The sequence below is a fragment of the Trinickia fusca genome, assembly GCF_003628145.1.
Lineage (GTDB): Bacteria > Pseudomonadota > Gammaproteobacteria > Burkholderiales > Burkholderiaceae > Trinickia > Trinickia fusca.
In genome coordinates this window covers 1-19,257 of sequence record NZ_RBZV01000025.1, presented here as the reverse complement: position 1 = coordinate 19,257, position 19,257 = coordinate 1, and the positions used below count along the sequence as shown (strand labels likewise).

At 61.3% G+C, this 19,257-nt stretch carries 15 protein-coding genes and 1 tRNA gene; all 16 read right to left on the bottom strand.

Annotation, left to right across the window (positions count from 1 at the left end; translation table 11 throughout):
• Nucleotides 1-111: GTP-binding protein (locus tag D7S89_RS26790; protein ID WP_243738762.1), on the bottom strand; the 111-nt coding region annotated here is incomplete at its 3' end.
• A 45-nt stretch (nucleotides 112-156) separates the two neighbouring features.
• Complete coding sequence (gene fusA, locus D7S89_RS26785; RefSeq protein ID WP_121281893.1) at nucleotides 157-2,259, bottom strand: elongation factor G; 2,103 nt, start codon at nucleotides 2,257-2,259, stop codon at nucleotides 157-159.
• Between the two features lie 126 nt (nucleotides 2,260-2,385).
• Entirely contained in the window at nucleotides 2,386-2,856 is a 471-nt protein-coding gene (gene rpsG, locus D7S89_RS26780) for a 30S ribosomal protein S7 (RefSeq protein ID WP_006053291.1), read from the bottom strand.
• A 156-nt stretch (nucleotides 2,857-3,012) separates the two neighbouring features.
• Complete coding sequence (rpsL, locus tag D7S89_RS26775; protein ID WP_010106973.1) at nucleotides 3,013-3,393, bottom strand: 30S ribosomal protein S12; 381 nt, start codon at nucleotides 3,391-3,393, stop codon at nucleotides 3,013-3,015.
• Nucleotides 3,394-3,617: 224 nt separating this feature from the next.
• On the bottom strand, nucleotides 3,618-5,465 hold the full coding sequence (gene recQ, locus D7S89_RS26770; RefSeq protein WP_121281892.1) for a DNA helicase RecQ: 1,848 nt from the start codon (nucleotides 5,463-5,465) through the stop codon (nucleotides 3,618-3,620).
• A 165-nt stretch (nucleotides 5,466-5,630) separates the two neighbouring features.
• Nucleotides 5,631-6,542, bottom strand: a complete 912-nt coding sequence (locus tag D7S89_RS26765) for a bestrophin family protein (RefSeq protein WP_121281894.1) — start codon at nucleotides 6,540-6,542, stop codon at nucleotides 5,631-5,633.
• A 214-nt stretch (nucleotides 6,543-6,756) separates the two neighbouring features.
• Nucleotides 6,757-11,001, bottom strand: coding sequence for a DNA-directed RNA polymerase subunit beta' (gene rpoC / locus D7S89_RS26760; protein WP_121281891.1), 4,245 nt, complete (start codon nucleotides 10,999-11,001; stop codon nucleotides 6,757-6,759).
• 21 nt (nucleotides 11,002-11,022) lie between these two features.
• The gene (gene rpoB, locus D7S89_RS26755) at nucleotides 11,023-15,129 is read right to left on the bottom strand and encodes a DNA-directed RNA polymerase subunit beta (RefSeq protein ID WP_121281890.1); all 4,107 of its coding nucleotides are present in this window, start codon (nucleotides 15,127-15,129) and stop codon (nucleotides 11,023-11,025) included.
• 368 nt (nucleotides 15,130-15,497) lie between these two features.
• Nucleotides 15,498-15,875, bottom strand: a complete 378-nt coding sequence (gene rplL, locus D7S89_RS26750) for a 50S ribosomal protein L7/L12 (protein WP_121281889.1) — start codon at nucleotides 15,873-15,875, stop codon at nucleotides 15,498-15,500.
• A gap of 62 nt (nucleotides 15,876-15,937) precedes the next feature.
• Nucleotides 15,938-16,435: a 50S ribosomal protein L10 gene (gene rplJ / locus D7S89_RS26745; RefSeq protein WP_121281888.1), complete on the bottom strand. Its 498-nt coding sequence runs from the start codon at nucleotides 16,433-16,435 to the stop codon at nucleotides 15,938-15,940.
• Between the two features lie 308 nt (nucleotides 16,436-16,743).
• Nucleotides 16,744-17,442, bottom strand: coding sequence for a 50S ribosomal protein L1 (gene rplA / locus D7S89_RS26740; protein WP_121281887.1), 699 nt, complete (start codon nucleotides 17,440-17,442; stop codon nucleotides 16,744-16,746).
• Nucleotides 17,443-17,874 carry a 50S ribosomal protein L11 gene (gene rplK, locus D7S89_RS26735; RefSeq protein ID WP_121281886.1) on the bottom strand — a complete coding sequence of 144 codons (432 nt, stop codon included), beginning with the start codon at nucleotides 17,872-17,874 and terminating at the stop codon, nucleotides 17,443-17,445.
• Nucleotides 17,875-18,027: 153 nt separating this feature from the next.
• Entirely contained in the window at nucleotides 18,028-18,585 is a 558-nt protein-coding gene (nusG, locus tag D7S89_RS26730) for a transcription termination/antitermination protein NusG (RefSeq protein ID WP_028208939.1), read from the bottom strand.
• Nucleotide 18,586: 1 nt separating this feature from the next.
• The gene (gene secE, locus D7S89_RS26725; protein ID WP_121281885.1) at nucleotides 18,587-18,967 is read right to left on the bottom strand and encodes a preprotein translocase subunit SecE; all 381 of its coding nucleotides are present in this window, start codon (nucleotides 18,965-18,967) and stop codon (nucleotides 18,587-18,589) included.
• A gap of 34 nt (nucleotides 18,968-19,001) precedes the next feature.
• Nucleotides 19,002-19,077: transfer RNA gene (locus D7S89_RS26720), tRNA-Trp, on the bottom strand.
• 65 nt (nucleotides 19,078-19,142) lie between these two features.
• On the bottom strand, nucleotides 19,143-19,257 hold a 115-nt coding region (locus D7S89_RS26715; RefSeq protein WP_481967033.1), incomplete at its 5' end, for an EF-Tu C-terminal domain-related protein.

Sequence of the window (19,257 nt, the reverse complement as noted above, 5' to 3'; positions counted from 1 at the left end):
CGACAACACCGTCGCAATCGCCGCCGTCAGCGTCGTCTTGCCATGATCCACGTGACCAATCGTGCCGACGTTCACGTGCGGCTTGGTCCGCTCAAATTTACCTTTTGCCATGATTCTCTTCTTTCAAAAAGTGTCGATGATGATTAGCCGTATGGCTTACTTCGCCTTCGCGCTGATGATCGCATCAGCCACGTTGCGCGGAGCTTCGGAGTAGTGCTTGAACTCCATCGTGTACGTCGCACGACCTTGCGTGAGCGAGCGCAGCGACGTCGAGTAGCCGAACATTTCCGACAGCGGAACTTCGGCGCGCACGATCTTGCCGCCGCCGACCATGTCTTCCATGCCCTGCACGATGCCGCGACGACCCGACAGGTCGCCCATCACGTTGCCCATGTAGTCTTCAGGCGTTTCGACTTCCACAGCCATCATCGGTTCGAGGATGACCGGGCTCGCCTTGCGCATTGCTTCCTTGAACGCCATCGAGCCGGCCATGCGGAACGCATTTTCGTTCGAGTCAACGTCGTGGTACGAACCGAACGTCAGGTGGACCTTCACGTCGACGACCGGGAAGCCCGCGAGCACACCGCTCTTCAGCGTCTCTTGGATACCCTTGTCGACGGCCGGGATGTATTCGCGCGGAATCACGCCACCCTTGATCTCGTCGAGGAACTCGTAGCCCTTGCCCTGCTCGTTCGGCTCCAGCGTGATGACAGCGTGACCGTACTGGCCGCGACCGCCCGACTGCTTGACGAACTTGCCGTCGACGTCAGCAGCCGTCGCGCGGATCGTTTCACGGTAGGCCACCTGCGGCTTGCCAACCGTCGCTTCCACGCCGAATTCACGCTTCATGCGGTCGACGAGAATTTCGAGGTGCAGCTCACCCATGCCCGAGATGATCGTCTGGCCCGATTCTTCATCGGTCTGAACGCGGAACGACGGATCTTCCTGCGCGAGACGGTTCAGCGCGATGCCCATCTTTTCCTGGTCGGCCTTCGTCTTCGGCTCGACGGCCTGCGAAATCACCGGCTCCGGGAACACCATGCGCTCGAGCACGATCGGGTGCTGCGGATCGCACAGCGTGTCGCCCGTCGTCGCTTCCTTCAGGCCGACCGCAGCGGCGATATCGCCAGCGCGAACTTCCTTGATTTCTTCACGCTGGTTCGCGTGCATCTGCAGAATACGGCCGAGGCGTTCCTTCTTGTCCTTGGTCGAGTTCAGCACCGTGTCGCCCGAATTGACGACGCCCGAGTACACGCGGAAGAAGATCAGCTGACCAACGAACGGGTCGGTCATGATCTTGAACGCGAGTGCGGAGAACTTCTCGTCGTCCGACGCCTTGCGCTCAGCCGACTCACCGCTTTCGAGCTCACCCTTGACCGGCGGAATATCGACCGGCGACGGCAGGAAGTCGATCACGGCGTCGAGCATGCGCTGCACGCCCTTGTTCTTGAACGCGGTGCCGCACAGCATCGGCTGGATTTCGCACGCGATCGTACGGTCGCGCAGCGCCTTGACGATCTCGGCTTCGGTCAGCGTATCGCCGCCGAGATACTTCTCCATCAGCGCTTCGCTGGCTTCAGCTGCCGACTCGATCATCTTTTCACGCCACTCGTTGCACGTGTCGACGAGTTCCGCCGGGATATCGACGTAGTCGAACTTCGTGCCTTGCGACGCTTCGTCCCAAATGATCGCTTTCATCTTCAGCAGATCGACGACGCCCTTGAAGTTTTCTTCCGAGCCGATCGGCACCACGACCGGAACCGGGTTCGCCTTCAGACGGGTCTTCAGCTGGTCGTAGACCTTGAAGAAGTTCGCACCGGTACGGTCCATCTTGTTGACGAACGCGAGACGCGGAACCTTGTACTTGTTAGCCTGGCGCCACACCGTTTCCGATTGCGGCTGCACGCCACCCACGGCGCAATAGACCATGCACGCACCGTCGAGCACGCGCATCGAGCGCTCGACTTCGATCGTGAAGTCGACGTGGCCCGGGGTGTCGATGATGTTGATGCGGTGCTCGGGGTAGTTGCCGCCCATGCCCTTCCAGAAGGCCGTGGTAGCAGCGGACGTGATGGTGATGCCGCGCTCTTGCTCCTGCTCCATCCAGTCCATGGTTGCCGCACCGTCGTGCACTTCACCAATCTTGTGGTTCACGCCGGTGTAGAACAGGATGCGCTCGGTCGTCGTCGTCTTGCCGGCGTCGATGTGAGCGCTAATACCGATGTTGCGGTAGCGCTCGATGGGTGTCTTACGAGCCACTTTGATCCTCTATGGGGATTAGCGCGAAGCGTGTCATGAACCCTTCGCGCCCTAACACAAACGGGCGAGGCGCTAAAAGCGCACCCGCCCGGAATTTTTCCGCTGGAGCCAGCCGGGAAAGCAGGCTTAGAAACGGAAATGCGAGAACGCCTTGTTGGCCTCGGCCATCCGGTGAACTTCATCGCGCTTCTTCATTGCGCCACCGCGACCTTCCGCGGCTTCAGACAGTTCACCTGCGAGACGCAACGCCATCGACTTCTCGCTACGCTTCTTCGCGGCCTCACGCAACCAACGCATCGCCAATGCCATACGACGCGACGGACGCACTTCGACCGGAACCTGATAGTTCGCACCACCAACGCGGCGGCTCTTCACTTCGACCACCGGCTTCACGTTGTTGAGCGCAACAGTGAACACTTCCAGCGGGTCCTTGCCACCCTTGGTCTGGATCTGTTCGAAAGCGCCGTACACGATACGCTCGGCCACCGACTTCTTGCCCGAGAGCATCAGCACGTTCATGAACTTTGCTACATCTACGTTACCGAACTTCGGGTCCGGCAACACTTCCCGCTTGGGGACTTCGCGACGACGCGGCATGTTTCTTCCTTTGACTTTTCAGTTGGAGCTCATCCAGAGCCCCGCGGCCACCAACTAACCCGATCCATCTTTGACGACTAACCAGCTTGGCCGGGTGGCCACTTACTCGACAGCACCGCCTTATGCGGCACCACCGCCTTGACGACTTCCGGCTACTTACTTCGCAGCCTTGGCACGCTTCGCGCCGTACTTCGAGCGAGCTTGCTTACGATCCTTGACGCCCTGCGTATCGAGCGAGCCGCGGACCATGTGGTAACGCACACCCGGCAAGTCCTTCACACGGCCGCCGCGAATCAGCACGACCGAGTGTTCTTGCAGGTTGTGGCCTTCACCACCGATGTACGAAATGACTTCGAAGCCGTTCGTCAGACGAACCTTTGCAACTTTACGAAGTGCCGAGTTCGGCTTCTTCGGCGTCGTGGTGTACACACGCGTGCACACACCGCGGCGCTGGGGGCAGTCCTGCAAGGCCGGGCTCTTGCTCTTCGTCGTTTCCGACGTGCGGCCTTTGCGAACCAATTGGTTGATGGTTGGCATTGTTAATTCCCGAAATTAAAGAAAATCGACGCATCGCCAGCCGGGCAAAGCAGATGACGGACGCGCCTTTGGATTCCAGCCTGGGCAGCCGACGCGCGAGCTTGCGCCGCTCGACAGAATGCCAAGAACCGGAACCCGGCATGGTATTGCAAAAACATCAAGCGCGTCAATAGCTTGCGGTGCTTCGAGCGTTGGCCCGAGGTCTTGGCGCGGTGGCTCGCGCTTTATCCGGCCCCGACGACATCGAGCAATTCGTCCCCGAATCGCTCGAGCTTGCGCACCCCGATGCCCGGAATATGGCGCAGATCGTCGATCGTGTCGGGAGCCGTACGGGCGATCTCGGCCAGGGTGGCGTCATGAAAGATGACGTACGCCGGCACGCCATCGTGTTTGGCCGTCTCGGTACGCCATGCGCGCAGACGATCCCAGCGCGCCCGCTCGCGGGGGCTCATGCCCGCGCTCGGGTCGGCGCGCTCACCGGTGCGGGACGACGCTTGCCGCGTGCGCGTCGGTTTGACATAGCGGCGCATCGTGACCTTCTGCCCCCCCTTGAGCACGGGCTTGCTCGCCTCGGTCAGCACCAACGCGCCAAAACCTTCATGATCGACAGTCAGGTAGCCGAACGCCACCAGCTGCCGGAAGACGGCCCGCCACTCGGGCTCCGACAGGCTCGCGCCGATACCGAAGGTGCTCAGCGCTTCGTGTCCGCGCTGCAGCACCTTCTCAGTGCGATTGCCGCGCAGGATGTCGATCAGGTGCCCGGAGCCGAAGTGAAAGCCGCTCGCGCGCTGCGCGCGAAAAACGCACGACAGCGCCATTTGCGCCTCACGCGTCGCATCCCAGGTCACCGGCGGCTCGAGGCACGTGTCGCAGTTGCCGCACGGCCGGCCTTCCTCGCCGAAGTAGGCAAGCAGGCGCACGCGGCGGCACGACGCCGTTTCGCACAGCCCCAGCAGCGCATCGAGTTTGCCCGTCTGAACGCGCTTGTGCGTTTCGTCGGCATCCGATTCGTCGATCATCTTGCGCTGCTGCACGACGTCGCCGAGCCCGTATGCCATCCATGCGTTGGCCGGCATACCGTCCCGGCCCGCACGCCCCGTTTCCTGGTAGTAGCCTTCGACGCTCTTGGGCAGATCGAGGTGGGCGACGAAGCGCACGTCGGGCTTGTCGATGCCCATGCCGAACGCGATCGTCGCGCACATGACGACGCCCTCTTCGCGCTGGAACATTTCCTGGTGACGCTGGCGCACTTCGAACTCCATGCCGGCGTGATAGGGCAGCGCGCGCATGCCTTGGGCCTTCAGCCACTCGGCCGTTTCCTCGACCTTACGGCGCGACAGGCAATAGACGACGCCGGCGTCCGTCGTGCCGTCGTCGTTCATGTGTTCCGAACGGATAAAGTCGAGCAGCTGCGCGCGTGCGTTGTCCTTTTCGGCGATGCGATAGCGAATGTTCGGTCGGTCGAAGCTCGAGACGAAAACGCGCGCATCGTCGAGCGCGAGGCGATGGATGATTTCGTCACGCGTGATTGCATCGGCCGTCGCGGTAAGGGCGACGCGAGGCACCGATGGGAACCGCTCGTGCAGCACCGACAGCTGAATGTACTCGGGCCGGAAGTCGTGCCCCCATTGCGACACGCAATGCGCCTCGTCGATCGCGAACAAGCCGATGGGGGCCCGCTCGAGCAGATCGAGAAAGCGCGGCGTCATGAGCCGTTCGGGTGCGACGTAGAGCAGATCGATCTCGCCGTCGCGCAACGCTCGCTCGGTCGCCGCCGCTTCGGCGCCGGTGAGGGTCGAATTCAGATATGCGGCGCGCACGCCGAGCTCCGTGAGCGCCGCGACTTGATCCTGCATCAACGCGATCAGCGGTGAAACGACGATGCCCGCACCGAGCCCCGCTTCGCGACGTACGAGCGACGGAATCTGATAGCACAGCGACTTGCCTCCGCCCGTGGGCATCAGCACCAGGCAATCGCCACCGCCGGCGACGTGTTCGACGATATCGCGTTGCTGCCCCCTGAAAACGGGGTAGCCGAAGACTTCATTGAGGATTTCTAGAGCACGCGACATGGGGGCTGACGAGAGGAACGGCGAACGGCGAATGGGCGCAATTCTACCAACCCGCCGCGCGCCGAACGATGCCGGCCATGAAACATTGGCCGTCCGGCCAAGAAATCCGAGGGCGTGCTCAGCAACGCGAAAAGCGCACGGCGACCTTCGGTGGTTGCCCGATCCTCACGTCAGCAGATAGTCGACCGGCTCGGGCACGGCAGGCAGATCGCGGTGGCCTAGCGCCTCGAGCAGCGACGCCTCGATGCCCTGACAAAGCGCGTCGAGCGGCAGATCGTTGGGCTGCATGCCGAACGGATCCTCGATCTCGGCACTCAGTGCCTCGAGCGCGAAAAACGTATAGGCGACGAAGCCGACGACGACAGGCGTCATGCTCCCGATCGACCCGGCCAGCCCGAACGGCAGCAGCAGGCAATACAAATAAACGGTTCGATGGATGATGACCGCATACGTGAAAGGAATCGGCGTACCGGCAATACGCTCGCAGCCACCGAGTGCGTCGCCCAATCGGCACAGCGGCCCTTCGATCGCTTGCGCGAGCGGATCGGAGAGCTGGCCGCGCCGCCGTTGCTCGCGCAACCACTCCCCTGCCATGACGAGCAACATGGCGGGTTTGTAACGGACGTTCGTCAGTCGCGCGCAGTCCGGTGCAGGCAACAACCGCTCGAGGTCCACCTTGGCGTCCGTGCCGCGCAGCTGATGGCGCAACGCATACGCGAAGGCGATCAGGCGATTGACGAACGCGGGCACGTCCGAACGATCGTCGACGAGCGTCAAGGCTTGGCGCGTCAATGCGCGCGTATCGTTGAGCACGGTCCCCCAGAGCATGCGCGCCTCCCAATAGCGGGCGTAGCTCGTGTTGTTGCGAAAGCCGAGAAAGATCGCGAGCGTCAAACCGATCAACGAGAACGGGACGAACGTCAGATGCACCATCCCGACGAGGATCGACTCTCTGAAGACGGTGATCAACGTCGCGAACGCGATCGTGAACAGTAGTTGCGGCGCGATGTCGAGAATGACGGAGCCGCGGATGACGAGCATCATGCGCAGCCAGTTGGGGTAGGGGCGAACGATCATTGCGGCGGTACCGATAAGCGCGGCGGCCGACTCGGCGAACACGCGGGAGCATGCAGTGTATGCCTTTCCTCCCGTAGGCGACGCGCTTTCGCTCGAACGAGCATCTCGCCTTCGTCGAGCGCAAAAAAAAACCGCTCGGTCGAAACCGAGCGGTTTTGCGCCATCTAAGGCTAAGCGATGCATCGCGCGAGGCGGCGCCATGCGCCGCCCGCACTTACTCCGCCGGATGCTGCTGTTGCGGCACTTCTGCCGGCGTTTCCGGTGTCCCGAAGGTAAACGCTTCTTCCGCTGCGATCTGATCGAAACGCTCGCGATCGGAAGCTTCCTTGGTTTTGCGCGCCTTGTGGAACGCAAGACCGGTACCTGCCGGAATCAAGCGGCCGACGATCACGTTTTCCTTCAGACCACGCAGATCGTCGCGCTTGCCCATGATCGCCGCCTCGGTCAGCACGCGCGTCGTTTCCTGGAACGATGCAGCCGAGATGAACGAGTCGGTCGACAGCGACGCCTTCGTGATACCGAGCAGCACGTTGTCGTACGACGCCGGACGCTTGTCTTCGGCGATCATGCGATCGTTCTCGTCCAGCATGTCCGAACGCTCGACCTGCTCGCCGGGGATGAAGCGCGTATCGCCGTTGTCGGTGATCTGCACACGACGCAGCATCTGGCGAACGATCACCTCGATGTGCTTGTCGTTGATCTTCACGCCCTGCAGACGGTACACGTCCTGCACTTCGTCGACGATGTAGCGCGACAGCGCCTCGATACCCTGCAGACGCAGGATGTCGTGCGGATCGGCCGGGCCGTCCACGATCATTTCGCCCTTGTTGACGACCTGGGCGTCGTGGACCAGCACCTGCTTTTCCTTCGCGATCAGGAACTCGTGCTGATTGCCCTCGAGATCCGTGATGACGAGACGCTGCTTGCCCTTCGTGTCCTTGCCGAACGACGTCGTACCGGTGACTTCCGCGAGAATGCCCGCATCCTTCGGCGAACGCGCTTCGAACAGTTCCGCCACCCGCGGCAGACCGCCGGTAATGTCACGCGTCTTCTGCGCTTCGGTCGGGATACGTGCGAGCACTTCACCCACCTGCACCTGCTGGCCGTCCTTCACGGTGATCAGCGCGCCGACCTGGAAGCCGATCTGCACGGCGTGTTCCGTGCCGGGGATCTTCACTTCTTCGCCGTTCGCGTCGAGCAGCTTCACCTGCGGACGCACGCTCTTCGACGCTTGCGAACCGCGACGCTTCACGTCGATCACGACGAGCGTCGACAGGCCCGTCACGTCGTCGATCTGCTTCGCGACCGTCACGCCTTCCTCGACGTTCTCGAACTTCACCGTACCACCGTACTCGGTGATGATCGGACGCGTGAGCGGATCCCACGTCGCCAGCTGCGTGCCGGCCTTGATCTGCACACCGTCGAGTTGCAGCAGCGTCGCGCCGTACGGCACCTTGTGACGCTCGCGCTCGCGGCCGTGATCGTCGGTGATCATCGCTTCGCCCGAACGCGAGATGACGATCTGCTCGCCCTTCGCATTCGTGACGTAACGCATCGTCGCCGTGAAGCGCACCGTACCGTTGCTCTTCGCTTCGACCGACGAAGCCACCGCCGCACGCGATGCCGCGCCACCGATGTGGAACGTACGCATCGTGAGCTGCGTGCCCGGCTCACCGATCGACTGCGCTGCGATCACACCCACCGCTTCGCCGACGTTCACGAGCGAGCCGCGGCCGAGGTCGCGGCCATAGCACGCGGCGCACAGGCCATAACGCGTTTCGCAAGTGAGCGGCGTGCGCACGCGCACTTCGTCGATGCCGAGGCGTTCGATCTCTTCGACCGCCGTTTCATCGAGCAGGGTGCCGGCTTCGTACAGCGTCTCTTGCGTTTCGGGGTTGACGACGTCAGCGGTCGCCACGCGGCCGAGAATCCGGTCGCGCAGCGCTTCGACGACTTCACCGCCTTCGACCAGCGCCTTCATCGCCACGCCGTTCGACGTGCCGCAATCGTCTTCCGTGACCACGAGATCCTGCGTCACGTCGACGAGACGACGCGTCAGGTAACCCGAGTTCGCCGTCTTCAGTGCCGTATCGGCCAGACCCTTACGCGCGCCGTGTGTCGAGATGAAGTACTGCAACACGTTCAGGCCTTCGCGGAAGTTCGCCGTAATCGGCGTCTCGATAATCGAGCCGTCCGGCTTGGCCATCAGACCGCGCATCCCTGCGAGCTGACGAATCTGGACCGCGGAACCCCGTGCACCGGAGTCGGCCATCATGTAGATCGAGTTGAACGACTCTTGACGCACTTCCTTGCCGTCGCGATCGACGACAGGTTCGGTCGAGAGCTGCTCCATCATCGCCTTGCCGACCGCTTCCGACGTTGCCGACCAGATGTCGACCACGTTGTTGTAGCGTTCTTGCGCGGTGACGAGACCCGACATGTACTGGCGGTCGTACTCCTTCACCTTCTTCGCGGCGTCGCCGACGATCGTTTCCTTCTGCGGCGGCACGAGCATGTCGTCGACGCAGATCGAGATGCCGGCGCGCGTCGCGAGACGGAAACCCGACTGCATCAGCTGATCGGCGAACACCACCGTCGCACGCAGACCGCACTTGCGGAACGCCGTGTTGATCAGGCGCGAGATTTCCTTCTTCTTCAGCGGCTTGTTCAGCACCGAGAACGGCAGGCCGTGCGGCAGGATTTCCGACAGGATCGCGCGACCGACGGTCGTTGCGTACAGCGTGATCTTCGGCACGAACGCCGGTGCGCCTTCCGACTTGTCCTCGTTGTGGACCATTTCGGTGATCCGCACGTTCACGCGCGAGGCCAGCTCGACTTCCTTGTTCTCGTACGCACGCAGGACTTCCGACACGCCGGTGAACGACATGCCTTCGCCCTTGCCGTTGACGGCTTCGCGCGTCGCGTAGTACAGGCCGAGCACGATATCCTGCGACGGCACGATCGACGGATCGCCGTTGGCCGGGAACAGCACGTTGTTCGACGCGAGCATCAGCGTGCGCGCTTCCATCTGCGCTTCGAGCGACAGCGGCACGTGGACGGCCATCTGGTCACCGTCGAAGTCGGCGTTGAACGCCGCGCAAACGAGCGGGTGCAGCTGGATCGCCTTACCTTCGATCAGCACGGGCTCGAACGCCTGGATACCGAGACGGTGCAGCGTCGGCGCACGGTTCAGCATCACCGGGTGTTCGCGAATGACTTCTTCGAGAATGTCCCACACGACCGGCGTCTGGTTCTCGACTTCCTTCTTCGCCGCCTTGATGGTCGTCGCCACGCCCATCACTTCAAGCTTGTTGAAGATGAACGGCTTGAACAGCTCGAGCGCCATCAGCTTCGGCAGACCACACTGGTGCAGCTTCAGCGTCGGGCCCACCACGATGACCGAACGGCCCGAGTAGTCGACGCGCTTACCCAGCAGGTTCTGACGGAAGCGACCGCCCTTACCCTTGATCATGTCGGCCAGCGACTTCAGCGGACGCTTGTTCGCACCCGTCATCGCCTTACCGCGGCGACCGTTGTCGAGCAGCGAGTCGACGGCCTCTTGCAGCATGCGCTTTTCGTTGCGCACGATGATCTCGGGCGCCTTGAGCTCGAGCAGGCGCTTCAACCGGTTGTTCCGGTTGATGACGCGGCGATAGAGATCGTTCAGGTCCGAGGTCGCGAAGCGGCCACCGTCCAGCGGCACGAGCGGACGCAGTTCGGGCGGCAGCACCGGCAGCACTTCGAGGACCATCCACTCGGGCTTGATGCCCGAGCGCTGGAACGCCTCGAGCACCTTCAGGCGCTTGGCGTACTTCTTGATCTTCGCTTCCGAACCCGTGTTCTTGAGTTCGGTGCGCAGCGTTTCGACCTGTTCGTCGATGTTGATCGCGCGCAGCAGTTCGCGCACGCCTTCCGCGCCCATCTCGGCGCGGAATTCATCACCGTACTCTTCGACCTTATTGTAGTAATCCTCTTCGGTCATGATCTGACGCGCCTTCAGCGGCGTCATGCCCGGTTCGATCACCACGTACGCTTCGAAGTACAGCACGCGCTCGATGTCGCGCAGCGTCATGTCGAGCACCATGCCCAGACGCGACGGCAGCGACTTCAGGAACCAGATGTGCGCGACGGGCGAGGCCAGCTCGATGTGGCCCATCCGTTCGCGACGCACCTTCGCGAGCGTCACTTCGACGCCGCACTTCTCGCAGATCACGCCACGATGCTTCAGGCGCTTGTACTTGCCGCACAAGCACTCGTAGTCCTTGATCGGGCCGAAGATCTTCGCGCAGAACAAGCCGTCGCGCTCCGGCTTGAACGTGCGGTAGTTGATCGTCTCGGGCTTCTTGACTTCGCCGAACGACCACGAACGGATCTTGTCAGGCGAGGCAAGACCGATCTTGATCGCATCGAAAATCTCTTCTTGTTGGACTTGCTTGAATAGATCGAGCAAAGCTTTCATCGCTTCTCTCCAGTAGTCCTATTAGTTCCGGTCCAGGTCGATGTCGATACCGAGCGACCGGATTTCCTTCACCAACACGTTGAACGACTCAGGCATGCCGGCGTCGATCACGTGGTCGCCCTTCACGAGGTTCTCATAGACCTTCGTGCGGCCCGTCACGTCATCCGACTTCACGGTCAGCATTTCCTGCAACACATACGATGCGCCGTACGCTTCGAGCGCCCACACTTCCATTTCACCGAAGCGCTGACCGCCGAACTGCGCCTTACCGCCCAGCGGCTGCTGCGTCACGAGCGAGTACGGACCGGTCGAACGGGCGTGCATCTTGTCGTCAACCAAGTGATGCAGCTTCAGGTAGTGCATGTAGCCAACCGTCACCGTGCGCTCGAACGGCTCACCCGTACGGCCATCGCACAGACGAACCTGGTTCTTCGACTTCGTCATGCCGAGCTGCTCAGCGATCTCGTCCGGGAACGCGAGGTCGAGCATCGCCGACATTTCCTGCTCCGTCGCACCGTCGAACACCGGCGTCGCGAACGGCACGCCTTCACGCAGGTTCTTCGCGAGCTCGACGATCTCGTCGTCGGAGAAGCCGTCGAGTTCTTCGGCGCGGCCCGACTCGTTGTAGATCTTCGTCAGGAACGCACGCAGCTCTTCGATCTTCGCCTGACGCTGCAGCATTTCGCCGATACGCCAGCCCAGACCCTTCGCGGCCCAGCCCAGATGCACTTCGAGCACCTGACCGACGTTCATCCGCGACGGCACGCCGAGCGGGTTCAGCACGACGTCGGCCGGACGGCCATCAGCCATGTACGGCATGTCTTCGATCGGCACGATCTTCGACACGACACCCTTGTTACCGTGACGGCCGGCCATCTTGTCGCCAGGCTGCAGACGGCGCTTCACCGCGAGGTACACCTTGACCATCTTCAGCACGCCCGGCGGCAGTTCGTCGCCTTGCGTGAGCTTCTTGCGCTTCTCTTCGAACGCGAGGTCGAACTGGTGACGCTTCTCTTCGATCGAGTTCTTGATCGCTTCGAGCTGGGCAGCCGCTTCTTCGTCCGCAAGGCGGATATCGAACCAGTGATAGTGGTCCAGATCCTCGAGGTACGCCTGTTCGATCTTCGTGCCCTTCGCGAGCTTCTTCGGACCGCCGTTGGCAACCTTGCCTTCGAGCATACGGGCGAGACGCTGGAACGCGTCGCCTTCCACGATGCGCAGCTGGTCGTTCAGGTCGAGGCGGTAGCGCTTCAGCTCATCGTCGATGATCTGTTGCGCGCGCTTGTCGCGCTGGATGCCTTCGCGCGTGAACACCTGCACGTCGATGACCGTACCGCTCATGCCCGAGGGCACGCGCAGCGACGTGTCCTTCACGTCCGACGCCTTCTCACCGAAGATCGCGCGCAGCAGCTTCTCTTCCGGCGTGAGCTGCGTTTCGCCCTTCGGCGTGACCTTGCCGACGAGCACGTCGCCTGCTTCGACTTCGGCGCCGATGTAGACGATGCCCGATTCGTCGAGGCGCGACAGCTGCACTTCGGCGAGGTTCGAGATATCGCGCGTGATTTCCTCAGGTCCGAGCTTCGTGTCGCGAGCGACGACGTTGAGCTCTTCGATGTGGATCGACGTATAGCGATCGTCGGCCACGACCTTTTCGGAGATCAGGATCGAGTCTTCGAAGTTGTAGCCGTTCCATGGCATGAACGCGATCAGCATGTTCTGGCCGAGCGCGAGCTCGCCCAGGTCGGTCGATGCACCGTCAGCCAGCACGTCGCCGCGCTCGACCTTGTCGCCCATCTTCGCGATCGGACGCTGGTTGATGTTCGTGTTCTGGTTCGAACGCGTGTACTTGATCAGGTTGTAGATGTCGACACCGACTTCACCGGCAACCGCTTCATCGTCGTTCACGCGAATCACGATACGGCCCGCGTCGACATAGTCGACCACGCCGCCGCGCAGCGCCTGCACCGTCGTACCCGAGTCGACTGCCACCGTCCGCTCGATACCCGTACCGACGACCGGCTTTTCCGGACGCAGACACGGCACCGCTTGACGTTGCATGTTCGAGCCCATCAATGCACGGTTCGCGTCATCGTGCTCGAGGAACGGAATCAGCGATGCGGCGACCGAGACGATCTGCGACGGCGCCACGTCCATGTACTGGATGCGATCGGGCGTGACCATCAGCGTTTCGCCGGCTTCACGTGACGACACGAGTTCGTCGGTCAGCGTGCCGTTTTCGGCCACGGCCGCGTTCGCCTGCGCGATCACGTAACGGCCTTCTTCGATTGCCGACAGATAGTCGACCTGGTCGGTCACCTTGCCGTCCGTGACCTTGCGATACGGCGTTTCGAGGAAGCCGTATTCGTTCAGGTGCGCGTACAGTGCCAGCGAGTTGATCAGACCGATGTTCGGACCTTCCGGCGTTTCAATCGGGCACACGCGGCCATAGTGCGTCGGGTGCACGTCGCGGACTTCGAAGCCTGCGCGCTCGCGCGTCAGACCGCCCGGGCCCAGTGCGGAGACACGACGCTTGTGCGTGATTTCCGACAGCGGGTTCGTCTGGTCCATGAACTGCGACAGCTGCGACGAGCCGAAGAACTCGCGAATCGCCGACGAAATCGGCTTCGAGTTGATCAGATCGTGCGGCATCAGGTTTTCGCTCTCGGCCTGGCCGAGGCGCTCCTTCACCGCGCGCTCGACGCGCACGAGACCGGCGCGGAACTGGTTCTCGGCCAGTTCGCCGACGCAACGCACACGACGGTTGCCGAGGTGGTCGATATCGTCGACTTCGCCCTTGCCGTTACGCAGCTCGACGAGGATCTTGATCGTCGCGAGGATGTCGTCGTCCAGCAGCGTCATCGGGCCCGTGATTTCGTCACGGCCGACGCGGCGGTTGAACTTCATACGGCCGACCTTCGACAGGTCGTACGCGTCTTCGCTGTAGAACAGGCGGTTGAACAGCGCCTCGACCGCTTCTTCGGTGGGCGGCTCGCCCGGACGCATCATGCGGTAGATCGCGATGCGGGCAGCCATCTTGTCGGTCGTTTCGTCGACACGCAGCGTGGACGAGATGTACGGACCTTGATCCAGATCGTTCGTGTAGAGCGTCTGGATGTCCTTGATCTTCGCCTCGCGCAGCTTTTCGAGCGTGCCTTCGGTGACTTCGTCGTTCGCGTTCGCGATGACTTCGCCGGTATCGCCATCGACGACGTTCTTCGCGAGCACGCGACCCAGCAGATAGTCTTCAGGGACCGAAATGAACTTCGTCTTCGCGTTTTCGAGGTCGCGAATGTGCTTGGCGTTGATCCGCTTGTCCTTCTGGACGATCACGTTGCCATCGCGGTCGGCGATATCGAAGCGCGCGACTTCACCGCGCAGGCGCTCGGGAACGAATTCCATCTGCGCGCCTTCGTTCATCAACGTGAAGTTGTCGAACACGAAGAAGTTCGCGAGAATCTGTTCCGGCGTGAGGCCGATCGCCTTCAGCAGAATCGTGACCGGCATCTTGCGGCGACGGTCGACGCGGAAGTACAGGATGTCCTTCGGGTCGAATTCGAAGTCGAGCCACGAACCGCGGTAAGGAATGATCCGCGCGGAGAACAGGAGCTTGCCCGAGCTGTGCGTCTTGCCCTTGTCGTGTTCGAAGAACACGCCCGGCGAACGGTGCAGCTGCGAGACGATGACACGCTCGGTGCCGTTGATGACGAACGAGCCCGTCGGCGTCATGAGCGGCATTTCGCCCATGTACACTTCCTGCTCTTTCACTTCCTTGACGACCGGCTTGCTCGGCGACTCTTTATCGAGCAGCACCAGCCGCACCTTCGCACGCAGGGCGGAGCAATACGTGAGGCCACGCTGTTGGCATTCCTTGATGTTGAATGCCGGCGGCGAAAGCATGTAGCTTACGAACTCGAGACGAGCGAAGCCGTTGTGCGACACGATCGGAAAAACGGACGTGAACGCCGCTTGCAGGCCTTCAGGCTTGCGCTGCGCCGTCGGCACTTCCGCTTGCAGAAACGTGCTGAATGATTCAAGCTGGGTGGCCAGCAGGAAAGGTACTTGGTGAACGATGGGGCGCTTCGCGAAACTCTTGCGAATGCGCTTCTTCTCGGTGAAGGAATATTGCATACGATCTCCGAATCACGGCGGGCATAGTGTCGAGGCTTGGCGCCAGAATGAGACAACCCGAGTGTTCACCGACTGAGACCCGATGGCCGTCCTGAGGCTTGAACGAGCCTAGAAGCTTGGTGGTTGGCCGCTACCAACCGCTGGCTGACGGCAGCGGATGCCAGTGTTGCCCGCTGCCCGACCAAACTTGCCTTCTGCAGTCGCTTCAGAAGACAAAGAAAAATGCCTGTCGATCTCGCCGAGGGGCAATTTTCTTTGGCTTCTTTGGGGGGCTTTTTGCACACTAAAGTGCGAAAAAACATTGTCCCCACAAAGCACAAAAAGGCCGGCGGTGGAAAACCGCCAGCCTTCGCACAGCGCGCCGGACCTTACTTGATTTCAGCCTTCGCGCCGGCTTCTTCCAGCTTCTTCTTCGCTTCTTCGGCAGCAGCCTTGGGCACCGCTTCCTTCACGGGCTTCGGTGCACCGTCAACGAGGTCCTTCGCTTCCTTCAGGCCCAGGCCCGTCAGTTCGCGAACGGCCTTGATGACCGAAACCTTGTTGGCGCCGGCTTCAAGCAGGTTCACCGTGAATTCGGTTTGCTCTTCAGCAGCTGCGGCAGCACCGCCAGCGCCTGCCGGGCCAGCAACTGCAACAGCAGCAGCCGACACGCCGAACTTCTCTTCGAATGCCTTGACGAGTTCGTTCAGTTCCAGAACCGACATCGAGCCAACGGCTTCGAGGATGTCTTCTTTTGCGATTGCCATGTGAAATACTCCTAAATTGAATTCGGATACAGCTAGCGATCAGTTATGCGCTGCTCGATATGTTAAGCAGCTTCGCCTTGTTTCTTCTCGGCGAGCGCAGCGAGTGCGCGCGCGAAGCCCGAAACAGGCGCTTGCATGACGAACAGCAGCTTGGAGAGCAGTTCTTCGCGGCTCGGGATGCTGGCCAGCGCTTGCACGCCTGCCTTGTCCATCACCTTGCCTTCGTACGAGCCGGCCTTGATGATCAACTTGTCATTGCTCTTGCCGAAGTCGTTGACGACCTTAGCTGCAGCAATGGCATCTTCCGAGATGCCGTAGATCAGAGGACCAGTCATCTGCTCAGCCAGAGGAGCAAACGGGGTACCTTCGACGGCGCGACGCGCCAGCGTGTTCTTCAACACGCGCAGGTACACCTGCTGCTCACGCGCTTTCGCGCGCAGCTTCGTCAGATCGCCAACCGTGATCCCACGATACTCGGCCAGCACCATGGTCTGAGCTTTCGCGACTTGCGCGGAAACTTCAGCCACGACGGCCTGCTTACCTTCTTTGTTCAGTGGCACGGTTAACCTCCAGATTCGACACACCAGGCTTGGCGCCCTATGTGCCGCGTTCAACAACGGCGTCCGAGGTGTTAGGAGTATTTCGACCGCTCGCTTCACGCATCGCTGCGCGAGCCAGCAGCCTCAGCACTACAAAACTGTTTCGGGTTCGCCATCTGCGTTGGCTGGGTAATTAAGGAAACGCCCGACTGCTGCATTCCCGCCAACGGTCTTTGACAACCGGCCGCGCGAAGCGAACTGCCCTCACGCGACCGCCCAAAGCCCTTTACTGCCGCGCCAGCCCTAGGCAGGCGCGACGTGATTCTTGCTTACTGTGCGGCCAGCGATGCTTGGTCGACGCGAACGCCAACACCCATCGTGCTCGACAGAGCGATCTTGCGCAAGTACACGCCCTTGCTCGTGGCCGGCTTGGCCTTTTGCAGTGCGTCGACCAGTGCGGCCAGGTTCGAGCGCAGCGCTGCCGGTTCGAACGAAGCGCGGCCGATCGTGGCGTGGATGATCCCGCCCTTGTCGACACGGAATTGCACCTGACCTGCCTTCGCGTTCTTCACGGCCGTCGCGACGTCGGGCGTCACCGTACCGACCTTCGGGTTCGGCATCAGGCCGCGCGGGCCGAGGATCTGACCCAGCGTACCGACCACGCGCATCGTGTCCGGCGAAGCGATCACGATATCGAAGTTCAGGTTGCCGGCCTTGATTTGCTCAGCCAGGTCTTCCATACCGACGATTTCTGCGCCGGCGGCACGAGCTTGCTCGGCCTTTTCGCCTTGCGCGAATACTGCCACGCGCACCGACTTACCCGTACCAGCGGGCAACACGACCGAACCGCGAACCACTTGGTCCGACTTCTTCGCATCGATACCGAGTTGGACGGCGACGTCGATCGACTCGTCGAACTTGGCGTTCGCGCATTCCTTCACCAGCGCAAGCGCGTCACCGATCGCGTACAGCTTCTGGCGATCGACCTTGTTTGCAAATGCTTGCTGACGCTTCGAAAGCTTAGCCATTTACACGCCCTCCACGGTGATGCCCATCGAGCGGGCGCTGCCAGCGATCGTACGAACTGCGGCGTCCAGATCGGCCGCCGTAAGATCCGGCATCTTGGTCTTGGCGATCTCTTCGGCTTGCGCGCGCGTGATGTTGCCGACCTTGTCCGTGTGCGGCTTGGCCGAACCCTTGTCGAGCTTCGCAGCCTTCTTGATCAGAACCGTCGCCGGGGGCGTCTTCAGGATGAACGTGAAGCTCTTGTCGGCGAACGCGGTGATCACGACGGGAACGGGCAGGCCCGGTTCCATCGATTGGGTCTGCGCGTTGAACGCCTTGCAGAACTCCATGATGTTCAGGCCGCGCTGGCCCAGTGCCGGACCAACCGGCGGCGACGGGTTGGCTTTACCTGCAGGAATCTGCAGCTTGATAAAGCCGATGATTTTCTTTGCCATGTCGAAAACCTCGTTAGAACGCGTGTGCGTTCGGTGAGTAGTAGCGCGCGTTCATCTCAACGACGATTACTGACGCTCCTCAACGGCCATTACGCGGACCGTAAGCGCGGAAAACGGGCCGCTTGTCACCAAGCGACCCGCCAAAGATTCGATTTACAGCTTCTCGACCTGCCCGAACTCCAGCTCGACGGGCGTTGCTCGCCCAAAGATCGTGACGGACACTCGGACGCGCGATTTTTCGTAGTTCACTTCCTCGACGCTACCGTTGAAGTCGGTGAAGGGGCCTTCCTTGACCCGAACCATCTCACCCACCTCGAACAGCGTCTTCGGACGCGGTTTCTCGACGCCCTCTTGCATCTGCGACATGATCTTTTCGACTTCCCGCGGGGAAATCGGGCTCGGGCGGTTACGTGCACCGCCGACGAAGCCAGTGACCTTTGCCGTGTTCTTCACGAGATGCCAGGTCTCATCGGTCATTTCCATCTCAACCAGCACGTAGCCGGGGAAGAAACGACGCTCGGTCACCGACTTGTGACCGCCTTTGACTTCTACCACTTCTTCGGTCGGAACGAGAATCTGACCGAACTTGTCTTGCATGCCTGCGCGCTCGATGCGCTCCTGGAGCGCTCGCTGCACGCTCTTCTCCATGCCGGAGTAAGCATGCACAACGTACCAACGCTTACCGCTCGGAGATGCCGGAGTATCGCTCATATCATTTCCAACCCAGAATCGCCGAGAAAATCACCCATTCGATGGACTTGTCGCTGACCCAGAGGATCACTGCCATCAGCACCACAAAGCCGAAAACGACGAGCGTCGTTTGCGTTGCTTCCTTACGGGTGGGCCAGACAACCTTGCGGACTTCCTTATAGGAGTCCTTGGCGAATGCGATGAAGCTCTTACCGGGGGAGGAGAGAAGACCAACCACGACACCGGCGGCTACGCCAGCCAGCAGCGCCGCCCCGCGGATATACCATTCCTGGCCGTTGAGCAAGAAGAAACCCGCGAATCCGGCCAAGAACAGCAATACGCCCGCGATAAGCATCAATTTGTCGCTGGAAGTATCCACAGCTTCGACGGATGGATTCGCCATAACACCCTAACATGCGCCCTGTGAGCGCAGAAGTTGGCAGGGGCAGAGGGAATCGAACCCCCAACCTTCGGTTTTGGAGACCGACGCTCTGCCAGTTGAGCTATACCCCTAAACCATTTGGGGTTGACGATCACGTCAACCCCGAAACTACTAGACCATCGAATGACTAACTGGCTTACTCGATGATCTTTGCAACGACACCTGCGCCGACGGTACGGCCACCTTCGCGGATGGCGAAGCGCAGACCTTCTTCCATGGCGATCGGGGCGATCAGCTTGACCGTGATCGAC

Bases quoted from the DNA above. Each gene is read 5' to 3' on its own strand.
- recQ (WP_121281892.1), bottom strand. From the start codon at position 5,465: ATGTCGCGTGCTCTAGAAATCCTCAATGAAGTCTTCGGCTACCCCGTT.
- rplL (WP_121281889.1), bottom strand. From the start codon at position 15,875: ATGGCAATCGCAAAAGAAGACATCCTCGAAGCCGTTGGCTCGATGTCG.
- rpoC (WP_121281891.1), bottom strand. From the start codon at position 11,001: ATGAAAGCTTTGCTCGATCTATTCAAGCAAGTCCAACAAGAAGAGATT.
- D7S89_RS26765 (WP_121281894.1), bottom strand. From the start codon at position 6,542: ATGATCGTTCGCCCCTACCCCAACTGGCTGCGCATGATGCTCGTCATC.
- rpsG (WP_006053291.1), bottom strand. From the start codon at position 2,856: ATGCCGCGTCGTCGCGAAGTCCCCAAGCGGGAAGTGTTGCCGGACCCG.
- secE (WP_121281885.1), bottom strand. From the start codon at position 18,967: ATGGCGAATCCATCCGTCGAAGCTGTGGATACTTCCAGCGACAAATTG.
- rplK (WP_121281886.1), bottom strand. From the start codon at position 17,874: ATGGCAAAGAAAATCATCGGCTTTATCAAGCTGCAGATTCCTGCAGGT.
- nusG (WP_028208939.1), bottom strand. From the start codon at position 18,585: ATGAGCGATACTCCGGCATCTCCGAGCGGTAAGCGTTGGTACGTTGTG.
- rpoB (WP_121281890.1), bottom strand. From the start codon at position 15,129: ATGCAATATTCCTTCACCGAGAAGAAGCGCATTCGCAAGAGTTTCGCG.
- rpsL (WP_010106973.1), bottom strand. From the start codon at position 3,393: ATGCCAACCATCAACCAATTGGTTCGCAAAGGCCGCACGTCGGAAACG.
- rplA (WP_121281887.1), bottom strand. From the start codon at position 17,442: ATGGCTAAGCTTTCGAAGCGTCAGCAAGCATTTGCAAACAAGGTCGAT.